Raw genomic sequence first — 23,543 nt, forward strand, 5'->3', positions numbered from 1 at the left:
GTTGAGGTCACCCGCCATGCCCCCCACCCACAGCAGCACGACCAGTCGGGCGAGCGTTTTTGTTTTGCCCCAAAACTGCCCCAGACCCGCACGCACAGTTTTCAAGCTGCTGCAAAAACTGCAGCATGGCAGCCTCACCGTGCAGTTGCCCGATGGCAGCATGCAGCGTTTTGGCCAACAGACGCTGCCACATGCCACCCTGGTGTTGCACAACTGGACGCCGTTCAGCGCCGCGCTCAAGTCAGGCGACATCGGTTTTGCCGAGAGTTTCATCGCCGGTGACTGGAGCACCCCGAACCTGACCGAGCTGCTGCGCGTGTTGATCAAAAACCGCACCGAGGTCGAAGGTGTGATCTATGGCACCTGGCTGGGTCGGCTGCTGTACCGCATCAAACACCTGATGCACCGCAACACCAAGGCGAACAGCCAGAAAAACATCCACGCCCATTACGACCTGGGCAATGCCTTCTACAAGCTCTGGCTGGACGACACCATGAACTACTCAGCCGCTATTTTTGGCGGCGACATCACCCAGCCCATGGCCCAGGCCCAACATACCAAGGTGCGCCGCGCGCTCAGCATGGCCGGGGTGAAGGCTGGCGACCGGGTGCTGGAAATTGGCTGCGGCTGGGGCGCACTGGCAGAAAAAGCCACCACCGAATTTGGCGCCCACATCACCGGCGTGACGCTCAGCACCGAGCAACTGGCCTTTGCCCAGAACCGCATGGCGCGCTTGGGTGTGGGCCAGCAGGCCGATCTGCGGCTGCAGGATTACCGCGACATCAACGACGCACCGTTTGATGCGATCTGCTCGATCGAGATGATCGAAGCGGTGGGGCGCGAGTACTGGCCAACCTACTTTGCAACCCTGGCCAAGTTGCTCAAACCCGGTGGGCGCGCCTGTGTGCAGAGCATCGTGATCGACGACGCCTTGTTTGACCGCTATGTCAACTCCACCGACTTCATCCAGCAGTACATCTTTCCGGGCGGCTGCCTGCCTTGCCCACGTGAGTTCCGCGCCCAAGCGGCAGCGGCAGGGTTGGAGGTGGTGGACGAATACGCCTTTGGCCACGACTATGGCGAAACCCTCAAACGCTGGCGCGACGCCTTCCTGAGCCGCCGTGTCGAGGTGCTGGCCACTGGCTTTGACGAACGCTTCATGCACATCTGGGAGTTTTACCTAGCCTACTGCGAGGCCGCGTTTCTGGAAAACAACATTGACGTGCTGCAGTACACGTTGCGCAAACGTGCGGATTGATTCAGGACGACGTCCGTGACAACGCGTGGTCTATGGAAGTCCGGAGCCATTCCATGACGTGCCTGCCGATGTGGTCGGCGAAGCAGGGGCAGGCCGCGGGCCTCAGTCGCGCTGCGCTTTGCGACATCGGCCTACGGCCTGCCCCCGCCTCGCCTGAGACGGGGTTGGTATCGCTGCCTTGCGGAAATCCGGTTGTTGAACGCTTGTGGCCCCAGACGCTCACAGCAGTGGGTGGGGTATGGCGGGACACCGATGTCGCAAAGCGCAGCGCGTCTGAGGTGGCCCGCTCTACCCCGCCCACTGCCACTCGAGACGCAAGACATCCCGGAACTCTGCCACTCGCGACCACAAGCAACGCTGAAGCTTTGTTTGGCTCTTATCTGGGCCACACGCCATGAGCACCCCACTCACCTGGCAACAAGGCTGGCGCTACGGCCTGATGGGGCTACCGCTGGCCTTTGTGGCACTGCCGCTGTATGTGCTGCTGCCCAACCACTACGCCCGCAGCTTTGGTGTGCCGCTGGCCACGCTCGGTGCGGTGCTGGTGGCCGTGCGCCTGTTTGACACCCTGATCGACCCACTGCTCGGGCGCTGGGCCGATGGCCTGCACCAGCACGATCACGCGGCACAAAGTGCGCCAGCCCGGGTGCTGCGCTGGGCTGCGCTGGCCGCCGTGCTGCTGTGCAGCGGGTTTGCCTTGCTGTTTTTCCCGCCCGCCGCGCTGCACCACAGCCCCAGCCAGCTGCTGTTGTGGCTCGGTGCCACGCTGCTGCTGACCACCACCGCGTTCAGCGCGTTAACCATCCTGCACCAGGCATGGGGCGCACGGCTGGGTGGGGATGCGCTTTACCGCAGCCGCGTGGTCGCTTGGCGCGAGGGGCTGGGGTTGCTGGGTGTGGTCATTGCATCGATTTCGCCTGTCGCCCTCGGTTTACCTGCCACAGCCGCTATCTTGTTGGTAGTGAGTGTGGGCGGTTGGCTGGCCTGGCACAGTGGGCCCAGGCCGCAGGCCAGTGGTGTGCTGGTCTACCAGCCTGCCGCTGGTCGTTTGTGGCTGCCCTGGCGGCGTGCCCGGTTCAGGCGCTTGTTAGCCGTGTTCATGGTCAATGGCATTGCCAGCGCGATTCCCGCCACCCTGCTGCTGTTTTTTGTGCAGGACAGGTTGCAGGCGCCCGCCAGTGCCGAGCCGCTCTTTTTAGGCAGTTATTTTGTCTCCGCCGCGCTGAGCATCCCGTTGTGGCTCAAAGTGGTGGCTCGTCTGGGTCTGGTGCGCACCTGGGGGCTGGGCATGTTGCTGGCGATTGGCGTGTTTGCCTTTGCTGCAGGTCTGGGTGCGGGCGACGTGGCCGAATTTGTTGCCGTGTGTGCCCTCTCGGGTGTGGCGCTGGGCACGGACCTGGCCCTGCCTGCGGCTTTGCTCGCGGGTGTCATCCAGCGCAGCGGTGATCAGCAGCAGCTGGAGGGGGCTTACTTTGGCTGGTGGGCCTTTGCCAGCAAGCTCAACCTGGCCCTGGCCGCCGGGCTGGCGCTGCCTGCGCTGGGCCTGCTGGGCTACACACCCGGCGCCACCGACCCCGAAGCCTTGCGCACCCTGACCCTGGCCTATTGCGTGTTGCCTTGCCTGCTCAAAACGCTGGCCGCTGGCCTGCTCTACCTCCTCCTCATCCGAAAGAGACCATGAAACGACGATTGCTCCTATCAGCCAGCGCCGCCGCTGGCCTGGCCTTGAGTGGCTGCGCCTCCCAAGACATCGAGAGTTACGCCAGCCAGACCCCGGTGTTGGATCTGCGCAGCTACTTCAACGGCCAGCTCACGGCCTACGGGCTCTTCACCGACCGTTCGGGCGCGGTGGTGAAACGCTTCACCGTGCTGATGTTGTGCAGCTGGAGTGGCAACGAGGGGGTGCTAGATGAATCTTTCACTTACTCCGATGGCACCACACAAAAACGCATCTGGCGCCTGACCCAGCTGCCCGATGGCCGCTACACCGGCCGTGCCGACGATGTGGTGGGCCAAGCCAGCGGCCAGACGCGTGGCAATGCCTTCCACTGGACCTACACGCTGTCGCTGCCGGTGGACGGCAAGGTCTACGAGGTGCAGTTTGACGACTGGATGTACTTGATGACCGACACCGTGATGCTCAACAAGGCCACGATGCGCAAGTTCGGGATTCGCCTGGGCGAGGTCACGCTGGCGTTCACCAAACATTCGGTTTAACACCTTACAAACCAAGTTGGCCTCTAGCCCTTTATTGATAAGGGCAGGTAGCTATTATTTATAAAGCAAGCCATGTCCCTACTCAGCCCCCTGAACCCGCTTCTGACCGACTGGCGAGGCAAAACCGTCTGGATTGTGGGCGCCAGCAGCGGCATTGGTGCTGCCACCGCGCGGGCCTTGTTGGCCCAGGGTGCGCGGGTGGTGGTGTCGGCGCGCAAAGCGTCCGCCTTGCAGGCGCTGGCGCAAGCCCACCCGCTGTGCCAGGCCTTGCCGCTGGACGCCACCGATCAGGCCGCACTGCAACAGGCCGCAACCAGCCTGCTGGCCCAAGGCCCGCTTGACTGCGTGCTGTACTGCGCCGGCCATTACGAGCCGATGCGCGCCGACACGCTGGACGCGGCCAACATGCAGCGCCATGTGGAGGTCAATTACCTGGGCGCTTTGTACATGCTCGACGCTGTCTTGCCCGCCCTGCGTGCGCGTGGCCAGGGCCACATCAGCCTGGTGGGCAGTGTGGCGGGTTACGGTGGCTTGCCCAACAGCCTGGCCTATGGCCCGACCAAAGCGGCGCTGATCAACCTGGCCGAAGCGCTGTACCTGGACCTGCATCCATTGGGTCTTGGGGTGTCGATCATCAATCCAGGGTTTGTCGAGACACCACTGACCGCGCAGAACGACTTCAAGATGCCCGCGCTCTTGAGCCCGGACCAGGCCGCACAGGCGATTTTGTCGGGCTGGGCCAAGGGGCGGTTCGAGATCCACTTTCCAAAACGGTTCACGCTGTGGCTCAAGCTGCTGCGCGTGCTGCCCTACCGCGTCTATTTCCAACTGGTTCAGAAAGTCACGCAATGAGCACCACTACCCTGCCAACCGCCGACTACACTGCGGCCATCGAACGCATGGTGCAGTTTTTTGAAGCCGTGTCGCCACACAACCTCGACCACCTGGGTGAGTTTTACGAGCCGCAGGCCCGTTTTAAGGACCCGTTCAATGAGGTGGTGGGCATCCCAGCCATCCAGCACATCTTTGCCCACATGTTTGTGCAGCTGGAGCAGCCGCGTTTTGTGGTAACCACTCAAGTGCTGCAGGGCCAGCAGTGTTTTCTGACCTGGGAGTTCAGGTTTTGCTTCAAAGGTTTCAAAACCGGCCAGACCCAGACCATCTTGGGTGCAACCCATCTGGTGCTCAACGAGGCTGGGTTCATCACCCTACACCGCGACTACTGGGATGCTGCTGAGGAGTTGTACGAGAAATTGCCCGTGCTGGGTGGCCTGATGCGCTGGCTCAAGCGCCGCGCCAGTTCGTAAACAGCGAGTGCCTGCTGAGTAGCGGGCTGGCTCAAAGCCGGCTCCGACTAGGCGCGTCGACGCAGCTCAGTACGGCAATACCACGCAACGACGCTGGGGCGGTTCTTAGCCGATCATCAAACCGGTTGGGTGTCGATAAAGCTGGGGCGTTGCGCCAGCTTGTCGTAGAGCTTGTGCAGGTTGGGATGCGCCTCGCGCCAGTTGATCTGGGCAAAACGGAAGTCCAGGTAACCCAACGCCACTCCGACCGCGATGTCGGCCAGGCCCGGGTGGGTGCCGGTGTAGTAGGCCTTGTCGCCCAGGCCCTTGCTCATGGCTTGCAGCGCGGCATTGACTTTGTCGAGCTGCCGGTCTATCCAGGCCTGGCTGCGCTGCGCCTTGGTGCGCCCGCCCCAGGCGGCTTCCAACCGCGCAAGAATGGCAGCGTCCAGCAGACCGTCGGCCAGAGCCTCCCAGGTTTTGACCTCGGCACGTTCACGCCCCACCGGCGGGATCAGCTTGCCCACCGGGGACAGGGTGTCAAAGTACTCGACGATCACACGCGAGTCAAAAATGACATCACCGTTCTCCAGCACCAGGCAAGGCACCTTGCCCAGCGGGTTGGACTGAGCAATCTCGGTACCAGCGCTCCACACGTCCTCCAACACGTAGTCATAGTCGAGTTTTTTCTCGGCCATGACGATGCGCACCTTACGAACGTAGGGGCTGGTATTGGATCCAATGAGTTTCATGGGCATGTGGTAGGTGATCAGTGATCGTGGTTGTTTGGCCGAATTTTATCCGTCGAGATGAATCTGAGCTGACAGGTCTGGGCAATGCCCCATCCGCATGTGCAGCCAAGACTGAACACACAGTGCGCCCCTACAATCTTGCCCATGAGTACCCACGCCATCTCCGCCCTCTCACCTCTGGACGGCCGCTACGCCGCCAAACTTGCCAAACTGCGCCCCGCCATGAGCGAGTTGGGCTACATGCACCGCCGGGTGCAGGTTGAAGTCGCCTGGTTCATCGCCCTGAGCGACTGCGGCTTTGCCGAGTTCAAGCCTTTGTCACCAGGTGCACGCACCTATTTGCTCAGTCTGGTCAAGAACTTCTCGGCCACCGACGGCCTGGCCATCAAAGACATCGAAAAAACCACCAACCACGACGTGAAGGCGGTCGAATACTGGCTCAAGGCCAAGTTCGAGGCCCGCCCCGAACTTTTAGCTGCACAGGAGTTTGTGCACTTTGGCTGCACCAGCGAAGACATCAACAACACCAGCCACGCCTTGCAGCTCAAAAACGGCCGTGACCAGGTCTTGCTGCCCGCGCTGGACGGCATCATCAACAAACTGCGCGAGATGGCACACGAGTTTGCCGCCGTGCCGATGCTCAGCCGCACGCACGGCCAGACCGCCAGCCCGACCACCGTCGGCAAGGAAATCGCCAACGTGGTGGTGCGCCTGGTGGCGGCACGCGACAGAATTGCCCGGGTACAGCTGCTGGCCAAGATGAACGGCGCGGTGGGCAACTACAACGCCCACCTGTCGGCCTGGCCCGAGTTTGACTGGGAGGCCTTCAGCCGCAAGGTCATCGAGAGCCCCGAGCCGCTTGGCCTGGGCCTCACGTTCCAGCCCTACAGCATCCAGATCGAACCACACGACTACATGGCCGAGTTGTTTGACGCGGTGGCACGCACCAACACCATCCTGATCGACTGGGCGCGCGACGTCTGGGGTTATGTCTCGCATGGCTACTTCAAGCAAAAGCTCAAGAAGGGCGAAGTGGGTTCGTCCACCATGCCGCACAAGGTCAACCCGATTGACTTCGAGAACGCCGAGGGCAACCTGGGCCTGGCCAACGCAGTGCTGCGCCATCTGTCAGAAAAACTGCCGATCAGCCGCTTTCAGCGCGACCTGACCGACAGCACCGTGCTGCGCAACATGGGTGTGGCACTCGGTTACACCGTGCTGGCCTACCAGTCGCTGGCCACTGGCCTGGGCAAGCTGGAACTCAACGAGGCGGCCATCGCTGCGGATCTGGATGCCTCCTGGGAAGTGCTGGCCGAACCCATCCAGACCGTGATGCGCCGTTTTGGCCTGCCCGAGCCGTATGAACAGCTCAAGGAATTCACCCGTGGCGCCCCGATGACACGCGAACTCATGCAGGGTTTCATCAGCAAGCTGAGCATTCCCGAGTCTGAGAAAACCCGTCTTCTGGCCATGACGCCCGGCAGCTACACCGGCAAGGCGACCGACCTGGCCCGACGCGTGTAAGCAGCCCCTGATGGCCACCAAATCCACCATTTTCAAAGCCAGCCTGCAGATTGCTGACATTGACCACAGTTATTACGCCGACCAGACCCTGACGCTGGCGCGTCACCCCAGCGAAACCGATGAACGCATGATGGTGCGCCTGTGTGCGCTGGCACTGCAGGCGCACCAGCTGCAAAGTGTGTGTGGGGGCGACGGCATACTGGCTTTTGGCGCTGGTCTGAGTGACCCGGACGAGCCTGATGTCTGGCTGCGCGACTTCACAGGGCTGACGCGCCTGTGGATCGAAGTTGGCCAGCCCGAAGACAAACCGCTGTCCAAAGCCTGCAACAAAGCCGACGCGGTCGTGCTGTACGCCTTTGGCCAGGCCGCCGACATCTGGTGGAAAGGGATTGAGAGCAAACTCACCCGGCTTGACAAGCTGCAGGTCTGGCGTATCCCCAGCAGCACCGCCCAGGCTTTGGTGCCGCTGGCACAGCGCAGCATGGCGCTGCAAGCCACGATCCAGGAGGGTGTATTGATGCTGGGCGACGGCAAGCACAACGTCGACATCGAGCCGCTGCGCTGGAAATAGTGGCGTCAAGACCAGGTTCTTGATACAAAGGGGCACCTCCCACTGCTGCCCCTGCCATGACCACTTCTGATTTACAGCTTGTCCTCACCAGCCGCGATGCCCGTGGCCTGGTCACCCTGACACTGAACCGCCCGGACGCTTTCAACGCCTTGTCCGAGGCGCTGATGTCCGCCCTGCAGCAGGAGCTCGACAACCTCGCTACGGATGACAGCGTGTCTGTGGTGGTGATTGCCGCCGCTGGCAAAGCCTTTTGCGCCGGGCACGACCTGCGCGAAATGCGCGCCCAACCTTCACACAGTTACTACCAGGCACTGTTCAAACAATGCGCCAGGCTGATGATGCGCATTCAGAAGTTCCCGGTGCCGGTGATCGCCCGCGTACAGGGCATTGCCACAGCGGCGGGTTGCCAGCTGGTGGCGATGTGTGACCTGGCGGTAGCGGCCAGCAATGCACGCTTTGCTGTCAGTGGTGTCAATCTGGGCCTGTTCTGCAGCACACCCGGTGTGGCCTTGTCACGCAACCTGGGGCGCAAGGCCGCGTTCGAGATGCTGGTCACTGGCGAATTCATCAGCGCCCAGAAAGCCCTGGCAGAAGGCTTAGTCAACCGGGTGGCCGAGCCCGACCAGCTAGACGCCGAGTTGGCCCGCCTGGTCGATAACATCCTGGCCAAACCCCGCGCTGCGATCACACTCGGCAAAAGCTTGTTTTACCGCCAGTTGGAAAACGGCATCGAAGCCGCCTACCTGGACGCCGCGCAGACCATGGCCTGCAATATGATGGATGACAGCGCCGTGGAGGGCGTGCAGGCCTTTATTGAGAAGCGACCGCCAAACTGGCAGCGCGGCGCACCGATGAGCCAATCTTGACCTGGGCCTGGCCGTCGATCACCACCACATCTTTAACGCGGCAGGTGGTTTGCAGCGTGACCCGGCCCTTGTCACCAATCTCCAGCACGGTCACGGTGGCATGCACGGTGTCACCCGGGCGCACTGGAGCCAGAAACTTCAGGTTCTGCTCCAGATAAATCGTGCCAGGGCCGGGCAGACGGTTGGCCAGCACGGCTGAGATCAAGCTGGCCGACAACATGCCATGGGCAATACGCCCCTTGAACGGTGTGCTGGCAGCGTACTCCTCATTCACATGCAGCGCATTGACATCCCCCGACACCGCGCTGAACAGCAGGATGTCGGCCTCGGTGATGGTTTTGGCAAAGCTGGCGCTTTTGCCCACATGCAGGTCTTCAATGTCATAACCGTTTTGTTCGTTCATGGAGAGTCCTTGGATAGGGATTCGCAGATTGTCATGCCATGCCAATGGGTTGTACGCCCTCCGTCGACCCAGGTCTTTGCACCCACTTGCCAGATGATGGGTTCACACAAAGCCTGGCAAACCTATGCACCTCCACAAACATGGTTCACACCTCAATGAAGTGACGAAAATTGTCAGATAAAGTGCACAGAGTGACAAAAATGGCTTGGCATTTACAGGACTTTTTACGCGCATTTGGCTAAAAAGTCACTTGGAAAGCCACCCCAAGCCCGCTAACATCCCTGGCACGGAAGCTGCTGACTGGGCAGGGTTACCGTTTTTTATTCTTCACCTCAAGGAGCTAGTCATGAAGCGTTCTATGCAACAGGGTTTTACCCTGATCGAATTGATGATTGTGGTTGCAATCATCGGGATTTTGGCGGCCGTGGCGTTGCCAGCTTATCAGGATTACACGGCACGTGCCAAGATTTCTGAGGTCATCCTTGCCGGTTCTGCTTGCCGTACCAGCATCACGGAAACTTATCAATCTGCATCGTCAGGTTCTACCATTGCTGACAACGGTTGGGGATGCGAAGTTAGCGTCGGGTCTGGCACAAAATACGTTGCATCTGTAGCGACGTCAGGCACCGCCGCAACAAATCCAGGTCGAGTGACAATTACGTCCCAAGGCATCGCTACGGGCGCAAATGGGACTATTTTCATGCAGCCTTGCTCAAACGGCAACGCAACAACTTTCGCAACTTGCACGGCTCCTGTTTTGGGCGGAACAATTAGCGGATGGCAGTGCGGTCCCGGCACCGTTTTGGCTAAATTCTTGCCCGGTTCTTGCCGTTCATCGTAAGTTTTAATGTTTTCAAAAGCGGCTTCGGCCGCTTTTTTTATGCCAGCTTCACTTTCTCGCGTCTTTGGTGTCATTTGTTTCGCGCTGGCGTGGCTTGCTTATGACCACTACCGGCCTTGGGCAAATTTCCATTCCGAGGCCTTGGCCTTAGTCGGCATTGGTTTGCTGCATGCCAGCCAATGTCTTAACCGAAGGACGACCGCAAATGTCCTAGCTCCTCGCATTGTTTTTTGGGTGGCAGCTACGGCGCTGTTACCGTGGTTTCAATACTTGCTGGGCATCAGCCTGTTTGCGGGCGATGCGTTGATTACATCGCTGTACCTTTGCGGACTGGCGGCTGCGATTTGGATTGGGTATGGGTACGCCTTGGATACTACTAAGGGTCATGGGGCGTTAGCGTCCGTGTTTTATGTGCTCTGGTTTGTTGCCCTGGTGTCTGCAGCGATTGGTCTGCTGCAGTGGCTAAATCTACAAGAGATTCTGGCGATGTACGCGGTGCAAACCGATTTGGGTGACCGTGCCATGGGCAACTTGGGTCAACCCAATCAATTGGCAAGCTTGTTACTGATGGGCATGATCAGCCTGGCCTGGACGTTTGAGCGCAAACGTATTGGTCGGTTGGGCTTGATTCTTGGTATTGCGTTCATGACCATTGCCTTGGTTCTTGCACAGTCTCGCGCAGGCCTGTTGAGTGCGGTGGTGGTGGCAGTTTTACTGGTCTGGAAAAGCAGCGTCACACCATCGCGGCTGGCGCCGAGGTATGTGGTGGTCTGGCTGCTGGCCTACGGGGTGATGGTTCAGCGACTGCCCCGTGTCCAAGAAATATTGCTGATGACCGATGCCCGCAGCATGAATGTGGGCGTTGACAGTGCTCGCCTTACCATATGGAAGCAGGTGCTCAGTGGCATCAGCCAGGCGCCATGGTTCGGTTATGGATGGAACCAGACACCAACAGCGCATGCCGCCGGAGGCTTGGTTGTGCCTGGCAACATGACTTACACCAATGCACACAATATTGTGCTGGATATCCTTGCCTGGAATGGTATCCCGCTGGGGTTGTTGCTGACCTTGGTGTGTGCCTACTGGTTTGTCTCGCGTATGCGGGGTGCAACCCACCTCAGCTCTGTTTATGCCATGGCGTGCTTGTTGCCTATTGCTGTGCACAGTATGGTGGAGTATCCGTTTGCCTACTCGTACTTTTTGCTCACAGCTGGGTTGATGGTTGGAATCGTGGAGGCATCTCATCAGCGGACCAAAACCGTCAAACTCAATGTCCGTTGGGTTGGTAGTGCACTGGCGGTATGGTTCGCGCTTGGCGGGTACATCGTCTATGAATACCTCCAGGTTGAGGAGGACTTTCGTATTGTCCGTTTTGAGAACTTGCACATCGGTCAAACCCCAACTGAGTACAAAGCGCCAAATATCTGGATGCTGTCGCATCTGGGGGCCATGTTGACTGCGGCTCGGCAACAAGCTTCACCAGGTATGGGAGAAAAGGAACTGGAGAACCTTCGTAAGACTTCGTCGCGCTTTCCTTACGGAAGTCTGGCTTTGCGTTATGCCTTGGCATTGGGTTTGAACGGCAAACCCGTAGCAGCAACAAAACAGATGGCTGTGATTCGCGGCATGTACGGAGAGCATTACTATCAAGCGGCTGTCAGCGTATTAAGGGGATTACAAAGCGAAAAATATCCGGAGCTTTCTCTCGTCGTGACACCGTGAGCGAGCTGAGCGCATATTTTTGTCACGAAACCTTATTCAACTTAACACCAAGAGCATGCAGATGGAGTCCAGTTTTTGGAAAGATCGCTTGAAAGCTACTGCCATTCATTTGGGCATCAGCTTGACCCTCGCTGGACTAGCCGCGTTGCTGGTTTTTTTTGTTTGGTATCCCGCCCCATACTGGGAGATTTCCGGCGGACGCAATCTGTTTTTGCTGGTGGTTTCAGTGGACGTAATCATGGGTCCACTGATGACACTGGTGGTCTTCAACCGAAACAAGCCCAACCGGGAGTTGTATCGTGATCTATCTGTCATTGGGCTTTTGCAATTGGTAGCCCTGGCGTATGGATTGTGGACAGTAGCTGTTGCTCGGCCAGTGCACCTGGTTTTTGAGATCGACCGTTTTCGTGTCGTGCATGCGGTTGATATACCCGCTGAGTTGTTAGGCAAGGCACCAGCAGAATTGAGACAGCTACCGCTCATGGGCCCCACACTTTTATCGGTGCGTGCGTTCAAGGATTCAAAAGAGAGCTTTGACGCGACTATGGCTGCAGTTCAAGGCTTACCTCTTAGCGCCCGACCAGATTTGTGGCAAAGGTACGAAGATGCAAAATCGGAAATATTGAAAAGTGCAAGATCGCTGGCAGAACTAAAAACTCGTTTCCCCGCGCGCTCTGCCGAGATAGATCGGGCCATCCAAGCGTCACTTACACCGTCTACAGTTACAGCAGTGACGGATGTAGGGTATGTCCCCATGGTTGGTCGCAACACGTTCTGGACCGTGCTGATTGATATCAATACTGCCGGGATCATCGCCTTTGTTCCGGTGGATTCGTTTTGATGGAACAGACCATTACTTCTGGCATCGGCCAAACGTTTTTGTGATCAAGTGTGTTCCTATGCCTCGAAATAGCCGATCCGACGCGACTTGCTCTAGACTAACGGTTGCAAGTTGGATCAACAGCCTCTGAGGCTGATGCACTGTCAGAAGCTGTTCCACTGTCATCAATGCCCACCGCAGCCGCCTTCCTCTTCATCCTACTCCCCTGGCTGAACCCTTTTTCACCCGGCCCCACGGCGCAGGTGGGGCCGTTGTTGTTTGCCTGGGCCTGTGCGGCCGGGGTGCTGCTGACGCTGGTCTTTGATCGGCAGCGCGGTGAAAACCAGCAGATGGTGAAAGCCGTGGTGTTGGCCTGGGCGCTGGCGGCGGTGTTGAGCGCGGTGCTGGGTCTGTTGCAGTACTTTGGCAAGACGGCTGTGTTTGGCATCTGGGTCAACCACACCGAGCTGGGCCAGGCGTTTGGCAACCTGCGCCAGCGCAACCAGTTTGCCACGCTGCTGAGCATCGGGCTGGTGGCGCTGTTGTGGCTGGTGGCCCGCTCGGCGTCTTACACCACGACTGCGGCGCCGGTGGGGATGCTGCGGCTGCGGCCGAGCCAGCCGCGCTCGGCGTGGCCGTCGGCACGGCTGACGCTGGTGCTGGTCGCTGGGGTCTTGTTGGGTGCGGGCAATGCCGCCTCGGCGTCACGCACCGGGCTGTTGCAGCTGGTGCTGATTCTGCTGCTGAGCCTGTGGTGGCAGCGCAAGGTGCCCAGACCCCAGGCGCGCCGCGTGTTCAAGGTGCTGCTGGCGGCGCTGAGTGCCTACGCGGTGGCAAGTGTTGCCCTGCCGTGGTTGGCCGGGCTGGACCCTCTCAGCAGCGGCGCCTGGGCACGTCTGCGGGCGGGTGATGCCACCTGCGCCAGCCGACTCACGCTGTGGGGCAATGTGCTGCATCTGATCACTCTCAAGCCGTGGACGGGTTGGGGCTGGGGTGAACTGGACTACGCCCACTTCATCACCCTGTACCCGGGCACCCGGTTTTGTGACATCCTGGACAACGCCCACAACCTGCCGCTGCATCTGGCGGTGGAGCTGGGTCTGCCCATGGCGCTGGCGCTGTGTGGCCTGGCCCTGTGGCTGCTGTGGCGTGGCCAGCCCTGGCGCGAGCGCCACCCGACTCGCCAATTGGCCTGGGGTGTGCTGGCGGTGATTACGTTACACAGCCTGCTGGAGTACCCGCTGTGGTACGGGCCGTTCCAGATCGCTGCGGCCTTGAGTCTGTGGCTGCTGTGGTGGGTACCGCCCCATGGCGGCTTGGCATGCGCTTACAAACGTTATTGTGCCACAGCCCTTTATTTATATGGTTTATCTGCTATTTTTTTGTTAGCTTATTGCAGTTTTGCCTATTGGAACTATTACTTGGCCAGCCAGATCTATCTGGACCCGGACCAACGCGCCAGCGCCTACCGCGAGCGCACGCTGGACAAAATTCGCGGTGTCTGGCTGTACCAGGATCCGGTGGGTTTTGCCGAGCTGACCATCACCACGCTGACCCCCGCCAATGCGCCTGCCATCAACACCCTGGCCAAAAACATGCTGCACTTTTCACCCGAGTCCCGCGTGGTGGAGCTGCTGCTCAACAGCGCCTTGCTGCTGGGTCGTCACGATGAGCTGGCTTTTTACGCTGCGCGGTACCGGGCGGCGTTTCCCAAGGACTATGCGGTCTGGGCTGCCAAACATGGCGCGGCAGCGCCCGCACTGTGAACAAACCGGTGCCTACCCACCCGCCACAAAATGCCCCGACTTGCCGCCATGTTTTTCCAGCAGCTGGCAGCCGGTGATGACCATGCCACGGTCTACCGCCTTGCACATGTCGTAAATGGTCAGCAGCACCACCTGCAGTGCGGTCAGGGCTTCCATCTCAACGCCGGTGGGGCCCACGGTTTCTGCGGTCACGGCGCAGAAAACGGCGCTAGCCCTTGTTGAATCAGCCTGAATCACTTCAAACTCGATAGCTACCCGGGTCAGCGCCAGCGGGTGGCACAGCGGGATGAGTTCGCTGGTTTTTTTGGCCGCCATGATACCGGCCACGCGGGCGATGCCCAGGACATCGCCTTTTTTGGCACTGCCGCCGGTGATCAGCGCCAAGGTGTCGGGCCGCATCTCGATGCGGCCTGCGGCCACTGCCACACGGTGGGTGGCGGCCTTGCTGGCCACATCGACCATGTGGGCCTGACCTTGTGCGTCAAAATGGGTGAGGGTGCTCATGACATACCGTTTCAAGATGGGTGGCTGGGCAGGCCGGTAGGACCGAACCTTTACACGCGGCTGGCATCATACGGGCTGACGCGCACCACAGGCGCTAACTATGGACCTTCTGGGGACTGTATGCCTCGCAAACTATTTATGAAAAATCGGCCTCTAGCCCTTATCAATAAAGGGCGTATAGCTATTTTTTTTGCATTAACTTGTGCCTGGCTGCCCGCCAGCCTGACAGCCCAGACACCCGTGCCCGGCAGCACCGACAGTGCCTCGTCAAGCTTGCCGCAGCTCGGTGACGGCAGCGCCCTGGCCAGCGCCGAAGAGCGCCGCCTGGGTGACCGCATTGCGGCCGAGCTGTTTCGTGACCCCGATTACCTGGATGACCCGGTGTTGGCCGACTATGTGCAAGGGGTCTGGCAGCCGCTGCTGGCCGCTGCCCGCCTGCGTGGCGAACTGACACCCGAGCTGGACGAACGTTTTGCCTGGCACATCATGCTGGGGCGCGACCGCACGGTCAACGCCTTTGCCCTGCCCGGTGGTTACCTGGGGGTGAATCTGGGGCTGCTGGCGGTGGTGAGCAGCCGCGACGAGCTGGCCTCGGTGCTGGGGCACGAGCTCAGCCACGTGACACAGCGGCATATCTCGCGCCTGATTGCCAAAGACAGCGCACAAACACCCTGGCTGATCGGCGCCATGATCCTGGGCGCACTGGCCGCCAGCAAAAGCGCCGACGCGGGCAGTGCGCTGATGGTAGGCGGGCAGGCCGTGGCGGCGCAAAACCAGCTCAATTTTTCACGCGACATGGAACGCGAGGCCGACCGTGTCGGTTTTGGTGTGATGACCCAGGCCGGTTTTGACCCGCTGGGTTTTGTCACCATGTTTGACAAGCTGCAGCAGGCCGCACGGCTCAACGACAGCGGCAACTACCCCTACCTGCGCAGCCACCCGCTGACCACCGAGCGCATCGCCGACATGCAGTCGCGCCTGCCCCTGGGTGCGCCGCATGCGGTGGCTATCGCACCCACCCTGCTGCACGCCATGATGAGCACCCGCGCCAAGGTCTTGTCCAACCCCGGTGTGGATGCCTTGCGCAGCTGGCTGGCACAAGCCGATGATGCTGGCTCACGCGTGCTGCCTGTAGCACAACAGGCGGGCACGCTCTATGGCGCCGCGCTGGCCGCCAGCCTGCTGCGCGAACCGGTGCAAGCGCGGCGTTATCTGGCCCGGCTGCAAGCCCTGACGGCGGTGGATAAGCAGGCGACGGCGACGGTACGCTGGCTGGGTGCAGAGATTGACCTGAACGCACGTGACCTGACACCAGCACAACTGACGAGTCTGGCGACCAGCCTGGGCTTGACCCAGGGCGCCAGCTTGCCGCTGGCCCAGATGCGCCGCCCGCTGCTGATCTTGCAGGCCCAATTGGCCTTGCAGCTCAAACAGGCTGACATCTTGGGTCAAAGTATCCAGAACCTGCAAACCTGGCTCAGCAGCCAGCCGCAGGACGCCCTGGTCTGGCAGACGCTGGCAGGTTTGTATGGGGCCCAGCAACAGGGCCTGCGTGCCCTGCGCGCCGAGGCCGAGGCGCAAGCTGCGCGGCTGGACTACAACGGCGCGATGGACCGGCTGCGCGCCGCACAAGACCTGATGCGCAGCAACGAGGCACTGGGTCGGGCGGCCGACCACATCGACGCGTCCATCATCGACACACGCCAGCGCCAGATCGCGGACTTACTTAAACAGCAGGCGCTCAAACACTGAGTCAATCACAATGCCCAGCACGGAGTAAATCAGCGAGCCCAGCAGCGCCGCACCAAAGCCTTGCACGTGAAAGCCCTCCAACACCCCTGAGGCGGCCCAGAACATCAGGGCATTGATGACAAACAGGAACAGCCCCAGCGTGACCAAGGTCACGGGCAAGGTGAGCAGCACCAGCACCGGACGCAACACCATGTTGAACAGCCCGATCACCAGCGCAGCTTTCATGGCCGCACCAAAGCTGCCAACCACCACGCCGGGATAGAGATAGGCCACACACAGCAGGGCGGCGGCGCTGAGCAACCATTTGAGGATAAGTTTCATGGGGGCAGCTTAACCCCAAAACCTGATCTGCCCAGGCTGCAAGGGGTTTAACCCACCAGTTGTTGGCTGACCTGGGCGCCGCGTTTTTTCCACCAGCCAGCCATCATCACCCCGCCCACCACCAGCACATACACCACCCAGCGCGCCGTTGTTTGCCAGGGGGAGGCCAGGACATCGCCGTGAAATGGACCAAACACGCCGTTGAGCACCGGTTCACTCACAATCATCTTGGCGGCGGTCAAGGCCAGCACCGCACCACCCAGCTGGACAATGAGCGGAAACCGCTGCACCAGCCTGAGTACCAAGGCGCTGCCAAACAGCACAATCGGCAGACTGATGAGCAAACCAATGACCACCAGCTCCAGCGCACCGTGCGCCGCACCCACCACGCCGAGCACGTTGTCAACACCCATCAGCGCGTCGGCCACGATGATGGTTTTCATGGCGGCCCAAAAGGTGTTGGCCACCGGGTCGGCCGGGGTTTCGTCGGTATCGTCGGCCAGCAGCTGGTAGGCCACCCAGATCAGACCGAGCCCGCCCAGCAACAGCAGCCCCGGGATATGCAGCAGCCAGACCGTGCCAAACGCCAACATGGCGCGCACCGCAATCGCACCAACGGTGCCCGAGACCACCGCCAGGTTTTGCAGATGGGGGGGCAAATTGCGCGCTGCCAGCGCAATCACGATCGCGTTGTCTCCGGCCAGCACCAGATCAATCAGCACAATGGCCAGCAGGGCCCACCACCAGGTGGCAGAAAACAGTTCCATAGGTGTTAGGTCAGTTCAAAACCGCCATCTTGCACCTTGCCACGTGAAACACCTTGCACCACGTCAACACTTGCGCAAAATGGCATCCAGAAAACACACAGCCCTGGGCCAGGTGGTATTTGGCCAGGGCTGACGGGGGTGTACACACAACACTGACGCGGGCTGTGGCACAGCCGAGGTCTGTTACAGCGAGATGCCGCCCGAGACTTCGATGACTTCACCATTGATGTAGCTGGCTTCGTCACTGGCCAGGAAAGCGTAGACATTGGCGATTTCTTCGGGTTTGCCCAGGCGGCGCGAGGCCACCTTCTCAGCCATCTTGGCCAGCACTTCAGCGGGCATGGCGGCCACCATCGGCGTGGTGATGAAGCCAGGCGCCACAGCATTGGTGCGCACACCCTTGGGGCCGAGCTCGCGGCTCCAGGTCTTGGTGAAACCGATCACACCAAATTTGGTCGCGGCGTAGTTGGTCTGGCCAAAGTTGCCATACAGGCCCACCACCGAGCTGGCGTTCAGAATCACGCCGCTGCCCTGGGCCACCATGCCATCCGCGACCGCTTGGGTGCAATGGAACACACCCTTCAGGTTCACATCAATCACCTTGTCGAACTGCGCTTCGGTCATTTTTTGCAAGCGGGCGTCTTGCGTGATGCCAGCATTGTTGACCAACACGTCGATGCGGCCAAACTTGGCCTTGACCTGAGCCACCACCTCATCCACCACAGGGCGCTGGGTGACATCCATGACAAACCCTTCGACGGTGGCGCCCAAGGCGCGGCATTGGGCGACTGCCTCGTCCACCGCCTCTTGTTTGACGTCACAAACAATCACGATGGCGCCTTCCTGGGCGAACTTGATGGCGGTGGCCAGGCCAATGCCCTGCGCCGCGCCGGTGATGATGGAAACCTTGTTGCTGAGACGTGCTGTCATGATGATCCCCGGTGGTTGGTGAGTAAAAGCCCCAAAGATTCTAGAACCCGGAGATTGCACCAAGTTGACAGCGATAACAAGCTTTAAAAGTCGTAATCCACGGTAATTGGCGCGTGATCCGAGAATTTCTCAGCCTTGTAGATCGCCACCGCGTGGGCACAGGCAGCCAGTTGCGGTGTCGCCAGGTGGTAGTCCAGCCGCCACCCCACATTCTTGGCATAAGCCTGGCCGCGGTTGCTCCACCAGGTATAGGCCTCGTCGGTGGCCGTGGGGTGCAGTTGGCGGTAGACGTCCACCAGGCCGCCTTCGCCCAGCAGCTTGGTCATCCAGGCCCGCTCTTCGGGCAAAAAGCCTGAGTTCTTCTGGTTGCTTTTCCAGTTCTTGAGGTCAATCTCTTTGTGGGCGATGTTGACGTCGCTGCACACGATGAACTCGCGTTGCGCCTTGAGCTGTTGCAGATGCGGGTAGATCAGGTCCAGAAACCGGAACTTGGCCTGCTGGCGCTCTTCACCCGACGAACCACTGGGAAAGTAACAGCTGATGATGGAGCGCCGGACCGTAGGGGTGTCAAAACGGAGCTCCAGGTAGCGGCCCTCGGTATCAAACTCGGCGCCGTCAAACCCGGCGATGACCTCGCTGGGTTCCTGGCGGCTGTAGATGCCCACGCCGGAGTAACCTTTTTTGTCGGCCAGATGGAAGTAACCCGTCAAACCCGCCAGCTGCTCAAAGCGGTCAGCCAGGTCGGGGGCCTGCGCCTTGACCTCTTGTACACAAATACAATCAGGCGCGGTTTTGTCGATCCATGCCTCCAAGCCCTTGCTGGTGGCGGAGCGAATACCATTGAGGTTCAGGCTGGTCAATTTGAACAAGGAATTCCCCATGTCAGAGTGTGTCGAAATCGAAACCTGTTCCAGCCCGGGCCAGGACAGTCTGGCGCAAGACTTTGTGCAGTTTGCGGTGGCCAGCGGTGTGCTGCGCTTTGGTGAATTCAAAACCAAAGCCGGCCGCTTGAGCCCCTACTTTTTCAATGCCGGCCTGTTCGACGACGGTGCCAAGCTGGGCAAATTGGCGCAATTCTATGCGCAGCGTCTGCTAGGCAGCGGCATCGAATTCGACATGATTTTTGGCCCTGCCTACAAGGGCATTCCGCTGGGCGCCGTACTGGCCGTGGAGCTGGCGCGCTTGGGCCGCAACGTGCCTTTTGCCTACAACCGCAAGGAAGCCAAGGACCATGGCGAAGGTGGCTCGCTGGTGGGTGCGCCACTGCAGGGCCGGGTGCTGATCGTCGACGACGTCATGTCTGCAGGCACGGCCGTGCGCGAGTCCATTGCGTTGATCCAGCAGGCGGGTGCCACCGCGCATGCGGTGGTGATCGCGCTGGACCGCCAGGAAAAAGCCACGGAAAACGGCCAGGACGTCGAACACAGCGCGGTGCAATATGTGCAGAACCAGCTCGGTCTGCAAGTCTGCTCAGTGGCAAAACTCAACGATTTGCTGCAGTACCTGCAACACCACCGTGTGCCCGGGCTGGCCGATGCCCACGAACGGGTCGCTGCCTACCGCGCACGCTACGGGGCAGATGGCGCATGACCCAGGCCCACGCTCCCGGGTTGTGGCAACGCGGTGGCGGTTTGGCTGGTGGGCTGGTGCTGGGCTGGCTGGCGGCGCTGGGCCACGGGGCGGTGCAGGCGCAGCTACCTACGCCTGAGATCTATACCTGCCTGGATGCCCGGGGGCGCAAGCTGACCTCGGACCGCCCGATTGCCGAGTGCCGTGACCGTGAACAAAAAATCCTCAACCCCAGCGGCACCGTGAAAACCCGGATTGGCCCGACCTTGACCGCCAAGGAGCGCGCCGAACAGGAAGCCAAAGAGAAGGCCGAACAGGCGCAACGCGCTTTGCTGGAAGAAGAAAAACGCCGTGACCGCGCCCTGCTGATCCGTTACCCAACGCAAAGCGCCCACCAGCTGGAGCGGGCCAACGCGCTGGACCACATCAACCGCGTCAAACAAACGGCACAGGTCCAGGTCACCGACCTGCAAGCCCAAAAGACCAAGCTGTTGGATGAGATGGCCTTTTATGCCAAAGACCCCAGCCGCGCGCCGCTGCGGCTCAAGCGTCAGATCGATGAGGTCAACCAGACCCTGGCCGCGCAGGGCCGGTTTCTGGCCGACAAAGATGCCGAGATCACGCGGGTCAACGCCCGCTTTGAAGTCGAGCAGCAGCGCCTGATGCCGCTGTGGCAGCAGGCCACCGCGCCCAAACCCGACTAAGCAGCGAGTTTTTTCTTCAGCAGCTCGTTGACCAGCTGCGGGTTGGCCTTGCCTTGGCTGGCTTTCATGATCTGGCCCACCAGCGCGTTGAGCGCCTTGGCATTGCCCGCACGGAACTCGTCCACGTTTTTCGGGTTGGCGGCGAGCACGGTGTCCACAATCTTCTCCAGCGCGCCGGTGTCGTTGCTTTGTTTGAGGCCTTTGGCCTCAATCACAGCATCCACCTCGGTTTGTGGGTCGACCCACAGCACATCCATCACCTGTTTGGCCGCATTGTTGGAGATGGTGCCGTCCTGAATCCGAGTCACGAGTTGCCCCAGCTGTGCGGGTGTGACCGGGCAGGCGCTGATGTCAGATTCAGCGGCATTCAGACGCCGCGAGATCTCACCCATGATCCAGTTGCCGACCAATTTGGGCTGGCCGCAAGCGGTAGTAGCCGCTTCAAAATAGCTAGCAATATCCCGGCTCTGGGTCAGGGCTGTGGCATCGTAATCCGATAAACCGTGGTCTTTGACAAAACGCGCCGCCATGACACGCGGCAGCTCGGTCATGCCAGCACGCACGCGCTCCACCCACTCGGGCGCAATCACCAGCGGTGGCAGATCCGGGTCAGGGAAATAGCGGTAGTCGGCAGCGTCTTCCTTGCTGCGCATTGCGCGGGTTTCACCGGTGTCGGGGTTGAACAACACGGTGGCCTGCTGGATGGCGCGGCCATCCTCAATTTCGTCGATCTGCCAGCGGATCTCGTAGTCGATCGCCTGCTGCATGAACTTGAAGCTGTTGAGGTTCTTGATCTCGCGCCGGGTGCCCAGCGGTTCACCGGGTTTGCGCACCGACACATTGGCGTCACAGCGGAAGCTGCCTTCTTGCATGTTGCCGTCGCAGATGCCGATCCAGGTGACGATCTTGTGCAGCTCTTTGGCGTAGGCGACCGCCTCAGCGGTGGAGCGCATGTCGGGCTCGGTGACGATCTCCAGCAGCGGTGTGCCGGCGCGGTTCAGGTCGATGCCGGTCTGACCGATGAAGTCTTCGTGCAAGGACTTGCCCGCGTCTTCTTCGAGATGGGCGCGCACCAAGCGCACCGATTTTTTCTCGTCAGCCAAATAAAACTCAACCGAGCCGCCCTGAACCACCGGGATCTCGAACTGGCTGATCTGGTAACCCTTGGGCAGATCGGGGTAGAAGTAGTTCTTGCGGGCAAAAATGCTGCGTGGTGCAATGTGCGAGCCCAGGGCCAGGCCAAGCTCAATGGCCCGCTCCACCGCGCCCTTGTTCATCACCGGCAGCGTGCCAGGCAAGGCCAGATCCACTGCGCAGGCCTGGGTGTTGGGCTCGGCACCAAAGGCGGTAGCCGCCCGGCTGAAGATCTTGGACCGGGTGGACAGCTGGGCGTGGGTCTCGAAACCAATCACGACCTCATAACCCCTTACCAGCAGGGGCTTTTGTGCTACATATTTTGTATCAGTCATGGTGTATTTTCTCAGATACCTTGCGGGCGACGGGTATGCCAGTCGGTGGCCTGCTGGAAGCGGTGTGCCACATTGAGCAGGCGTGATTCGCTCAGGTGGTTGCCAATCAGCTGCAAACCCACCGGCAGGTTGCCAGCGCCAAAACCCACCGGCAGGCTCATGCCGGGCAGCCCCGCCAGCGAGGCTGGCAAGGTGAAGATGTCAGCCAGGTAATCAGCCAGCGGGTCATTGCCATGGCCGCCCAGCGCCCAGGCCACCGTGGGTGCCACCGGCCCGGCGATCACATCACATTGCTGGAAGGCTTGCTGGAAGTCGTCGGCAATCATGCGGCGAATCTTCTGCGCCTGCAGGTAATAGGCGTCGTAATAGCCGTGCGACAGCACATAGGTGCCGATCATGATGCGGCGCTTGACCTCGTCGCCAAACCCTTCGGCGCGGGTCTGTTCGTACATGTCGTTGAGGTCCTTGAACTCTTTGGCGCGGTGGCCAAACTTCACCCCGTCAAAACGACTCAGGTTGCTTGACGCCTCGGCAGGCGCAATGATGTAGTAGACCGGAATCGACAGCTCGGTGCGCGGCAGCGAGATCGGCACCAGCCGGGCGCCCAGCGCCTCGTATTCTTTCAGCGCGGCGTCCACTGCAGCACGCACATCCGGTGCCAGGCCTTCACCAAAAAACTCGGCGGGTACACCAATACGCAGGCCCTTGATCGGCTCCGCCAGCGTGCGTGTGAAATCCTCGGCAGGCACATCGAGCGAGGTCGAATCCCGCTCCGGGTCTGGACCACACATGCTGGAAAGCACCAGGGCGCAGTCCTGCGCGCTGCGCGCCAGCACGCCGGCCTGGTCGAGGCTGGAGGCAAAAGCCACCATGCCGTATCTTGAGGCCCGCCCATAAGTCGGCTTGATGCCGGTGATGCCGCAAAACGAGGCGGGTTGACGGATCGAGCCACCGGTGTCGGTACCCGTGGCGACTGGCGTCAATCGGGCAGCGACCGCGGCGGCGCTGCCGCCGGAGGACCCACCCGGTGTGCGGGTGATGTCCCAGGGGTTTTTCACCGGGCCAAACGCCGAGTTTTCGTTGGCCGAGCCCATGGCAAATTCGTCACAGTTGAGCTTGCCCAGGGTGACAACACCGGCATCGGCCAGCCGTGACACCACCGTGGCGTCAAACGGTGAGTGGTAACCGTCCAGCATGCGCGAGCCCGCTGTGGTGGCGAAATCGCGGGTGACAAAAATGTCCTTGTGCGCCATCGGCACACCTTCGAGGACACCAGCGCTGCCAGCGGCCAAACGTGCGTCAGCGGCACGAGCCTGGGCCAGCGTGGCATCTGTATTGGTTTCCAGAAAAGCACCCAAATCGGTGTGTGACTGGGCACGCGCCAGGAAATGCTGCGCGGTTTCAACCGCAGAGACCTTGCGGTCACGCAGCGCGCTGGCCAGTTCGGCCACGGTCAGATCGTGAAGATCGGTAGATTGCGTCATGATAAAAATGGGGTTGG

The 23,543-nt window shown here is 60.5% G+C and carries 24 protein-coding genes; 15 read left to right on the top strand and 9 right to left on the bottom strand.

Going from position 1 to position 23,543, the window contains the following annotated elements:
• Positions 1–16 precede the first annotated feature (16 nt).
• The 5 genes from KKO72_RS01310 (at position 17) to KKO72_RS01330 (ending at position 4,782) form a co-directional block, all read left to right on the top strand.
• Positions 17–1,258: a cyclopropane-fatty-acyl-phospholipid synthase family protein gene (locus KKO72_RS01310; RefSeq protein ID WP_214935114.1), complete on the top strand. Its 1,242-nt coding sequence runs from the start codon at positions 17–19 to the stop codon at positions 1,256–1,258.
• Between the two features lie 394 nt (positions 1,259–1,652).
• Complete coding sequence (locus tag KKO72_RS01315; protein WP_214934723.1) at positions 1,653–2,939, top strand: MFS transporter; 1,287 nt, start codon at positions 1,653–1,655, stop codon at positions 2,937–2,939.
• Positions 2,936–3,475, top strand: a complete 540-nt coding sequence (locus KKO72_RS01320; protein WP_214934725.1) for a DUF3833 domain-containing protein — start codon at positions 2,936–2,938, stop codon at positions 3,473–3,475. Before KKO72_RS01315 ends, KKO72_RS01320 begins: the two co-directional genes overlap by 4 nt.
• A 72-nt stretch (positions 3,476–3,547) precedes the next feature.
• Positions 3,548–4,327: an SDR family oxidoreductase gene (locus KKO72_RS01325; protein WP_214934727.1), complete on the top strand. Its 780-nt coding sequence runs from the start codon at positions 3,548–3,550 to the stop codon at positions 4,325–4,327.
• Complete coding sequence (locus KKO72_RS01330) at positions 4,324–4,782, top strand: nuclear transport factor 2 family protein (RefSeq protein ID WP_214934728.1); 459 nt, start codon at positions 4,324–4,326, stop codon at positions 4,780–4,782. Before KKO72_RS01325 ends, KKO72_RS01330 begins: the two co-directional genes overlap by 4 nt.
• A gap of 116 nt (positions 4,783–4,898) precedes the next feature.
• Here the strand turns inward: KKO72_RS01330 and KKO72_RS01335 are convergent, their stop codons facing one another.
• Complete coding sequence (locus KKO72_RS01335) at positions 4,899–5,513, bottom strand: glutathione S-transferase C-terminal domain-containing protein (protein WP_214934730.1); 615 nt, start codon at positions 5,511–5,513, stop codon at positions 4,899–4,901.
• Positions 5,514–5,657: 144 nt separating this feature from the next.
• Here KKO72_RS01335 and purB point away from each other — a divergent pair, with 144 nt between their 5' ends.
• The 3 genes from purB to KKO72_RS01350 are packed head-to-tail and all read left to right on the top strand — an operon-like array spanning position 5,658 to position 8,474.
• On the top strand, positions 5,658–7,037 hold the full coding sequence (purB, locus tag KKO72_RS01340; protein WP_214934732.1) for an adenylosuccinate lyase: 1,380 nt from the start codon (positions 5,658–5,660) through the stop codon (positions 7,035–7,037).
• A gap of 10 nt (positions 7,038–7,047) precedes the next feature.
• Positions 7,048–7,608, top strand: coding sequence for a YaeQ family protein (locus KKO72_RS01345; protein WP_214934734.1), 561 nt, complete (start codon positions 7,048–7,050; stop codon positions 7,606–7,608).
• A gap of 56 nt (positions 7,609–7,664) precedes the next feature.
• On the top strand, positions 7,665–8,474 hold the full coding sequence (locus KKO72_RS01350; RefSeq protein WP_214934736.1) for an enoyl-CoA hydratase: 810 nt from the start codon (positions 7,665–7,667) through the stop codon (positions 8,472–8,474).
• Here KKO72_RS01350 and KKO72_RS01355 read toward each other — a convergent pair.
• On the bottom strand, positions 8,419–8,877 hold the full coding sequence (locus KKO72_RS01355; protein ID WP_214934737.1) for a MaoC family dehydratase: 459 nt from the start codon (positions 8,875–8,877) through the stop codon (positions 8,419–8,421). The two genes, KKO72_RS01350 and KKO72_RS01355, sit on opposite strands and share 56 nt — an antisense overlap.
• A 346-nt stretch (positions 8,878–9,223) precedes the next feature.
• Here KKO72_RS01355 and KKO72_RS01360 point away from each other — a divergent pair, with 346 nt between their 5' ends.
• From KKO72_RS01360 to KKO72_RS01375, 4 genes are all read left to right on the top strand, one after another.
• Positions 9,224–9,718 (top strand): pilin, encoded by a 495-nt coding sequence (locus KKO72_RS01360; protein WP_214934739.1) that lies wholly within the window; start codon positions 9,224–9,226, stop codon positions 9,716–9,718.
• Positions 9,719–9,724: 6 nt separating this feature from the next.
• On the top strand, positions 9,725–11,440 hold the full coding sequence (locus KKO72_RS01365) for a PglL family O-oligosaccharyltransferase (RefSeq protein WP_251140390.1): 1,716 nt from the start codon (positions 9,725–9,727) through the stop codon (positions 11,438–11,440).
• Positions 11,441–11,495: 55 nt separating this feature from the next.
• Positions 11,496–12,281 (top strand): TfpX/TfpZ family type IV pilin accessory protein, encoded by a 786-nt coding sequence (gene tfpZ / locus KKO72_RS01370; RefSeq protein ID WP_214934741.1) that lies wholly within the window; start codon positions 11,496–11,498, stop codon positions 12,279–12,281.
• A 167-nt stretch (positions 12,282–12,448) separates the two neighbouring features.
• On the top strand, positions 12,449–14,026 hold the full coding sequence (locus tag KKO72_RS01375; RefSeq protein WP_214934743.1) for an O-antigen ligase family protein: 1,578 nt from the start codon (positions 12,449–12,451) through the stop codon (positions 14,024–14,026).
• A gap of 12 nt (positions 14,027–14,038) precedes the next feature.
• Here the strand turns inward: KKO72_RS01375 and moaC are convergent, their stop codons facing one another.
• Positions 14,039–14,530 carry a cyclic pyranopterin monophosphate synthase MoaC gene (moaC, locus tag KKO72_RS01380; RefSeq protein ID WP_214934745.1) on the bottom strand — a complete coding sequence of 164 codons (492 nt, stop codon included), beginning with the start codon at positions 14,528–14,530 and terminating at the stop codon, positions 14,039–14,041.
• Positions 14,531–14,668: 138 nt separating this feature from the next.
• Here moaC and KKO72_RS01385 point away from each other — a divergent pair, with 138 nt between their 5' ends.
• A complete protein-coding gene (locus KKO72_RS01385) occupies positions 14,669–16,282 on the top strand; it encodes a M48 family metalloprotease (protein WP_371736802.1) in 1,614 nt (537 codons plus the stop codon).
• Here the strand turns inward: KKO72_RS01385 and KKO72_RS01390 are convergent.
• The 4 genes from KKO72_RS01390 to KKO72_RS01405 form a co-directional block, all read right to left on the bottom strand.
• Positions 16,253–16,603 carry a phage holin family protein gene (locus KKO72_RS01390; protein ID WP_214934749.1) on the bottom strand — a complete coding sequence of 117 codons (351 nt, stop codon included), beginning with the start codon at positions 16,601–16,603 and terminating at the stop codon, positions 16,253–16,255. The two genes, KKO72_RS01385 and KKO72_RS01390, sit on opposite strands and share 30 nt — an antisense overlap.
• Before the next feature lie 47 nt (positions 16,604–16,650).
• Entirely contained in the window at positions 16,651–17,370 is a 720-nt protein-coding gene (locus KKO72_RS01395; RefSeq protein WP_214934751.1) for a TerC family protein, read from the bottom strand.
• Between the two features lie 183 nt (positions 17,371–17,553).
• On the bottom strand, positions 17,554–18,300 hold the full coding sequence (fabG, locus tag KKO72_RS01400; RefSeq protein WP_214934752.1) for a 3-oxoacyl-ACP reductase FabG: 747 nt from the start codon (positions 18,298–18,300) through the stop codon (positions 17,554–17,556).
• An 83-nt stretch (positions 18,301–18,383) separates the two neighbouring features.
• Positions 18,384–19,169 carry an exodeoxyribonuclease III gene (locus KKO72_RS01405; RefSeq protein WP_214934753.1) on the bottom strand — a complete coding sequence of 262 codons (786 nt, stop codon included), beginning with the start codon at positions 19,167–19,169 and terminating at the stop codon, positions 18,384–18,386.
• Positions 19,170–19,179: 10 nt separating this feature from the next.
• On the opposite strand from KKO72_RS01405, the gene pyrE reads away from it, so the two are divergent.
• Together pyrE and KKO72_RS01415 are read left to right on the top strand one after the other, a co-directional pair.
• The gene (pyrE, locus tag KKO72_RS01410) at positions 19,180–19,890 is read left to right on the top strand and encodes an orotate phosphoribosyltransferase (protein WP_214934755.1); all 711 of its coding nucleotides are present in this window, start codon (positions 19,180–19,182) and stop codon (positions 19,888–19,890) included.
• A complete protein-coding gene (locus KKO72_RS01415) occupies positions 19,887–20,573 on the top strand; it encodes a DUF4124 domain-containing protein (protein ID WP_214934757.1) in 687 nt (228 codons plus the stop codon). The genes pyrE and KKO72_RS01415 overlap by 4 nt, the downstream gene beginning before the upstream one ends.
• Here the strand turns inward: KKO72_RS01415 and gatB are convergent.
• Positions 20,570–22,042, bottom strand: coding sequence for an Asp-tRNA(Asn)/Glu-tRNA(Gln) amidotransferase subunit GatB (gatB, locus tag KKO72_RS01420; RefSeq protein WP_214934759.1), 1,473 nt, complete (start codon positions 22,040–22,042; stop codon positions 20,570–20,572). The genes KKO72_RS01415 and gatB overlap by 4 nt on opposite strands.
• Before the next feature lie 11 nt (positions 22,043–22,053).
• Entirely contained in the window at positions 22,054–23,526 is a 1,473-nt protein-coding gene (gene gatA / locus KKO72_RS01425) for an Asp-tRNA(Asn)/Glu-tRNA(Gln) amidotransferase subunit GatA (RefSeq protein WP_214934761.1), read from the bottom strand.
• Between the last annotated feature and the right edge of the window lie 17 nt (positions 23,527–23,543).

Origin of the sequence: Rhodoferax sp. U11-2br, from assembly GCF_018619435.1 — a bacterium.
GTDB lineage: Bacteria > Pseudomonadota > Gammaproteobacteria > Burkholderiales > Burkholderiaceae_C > Rhodoferax.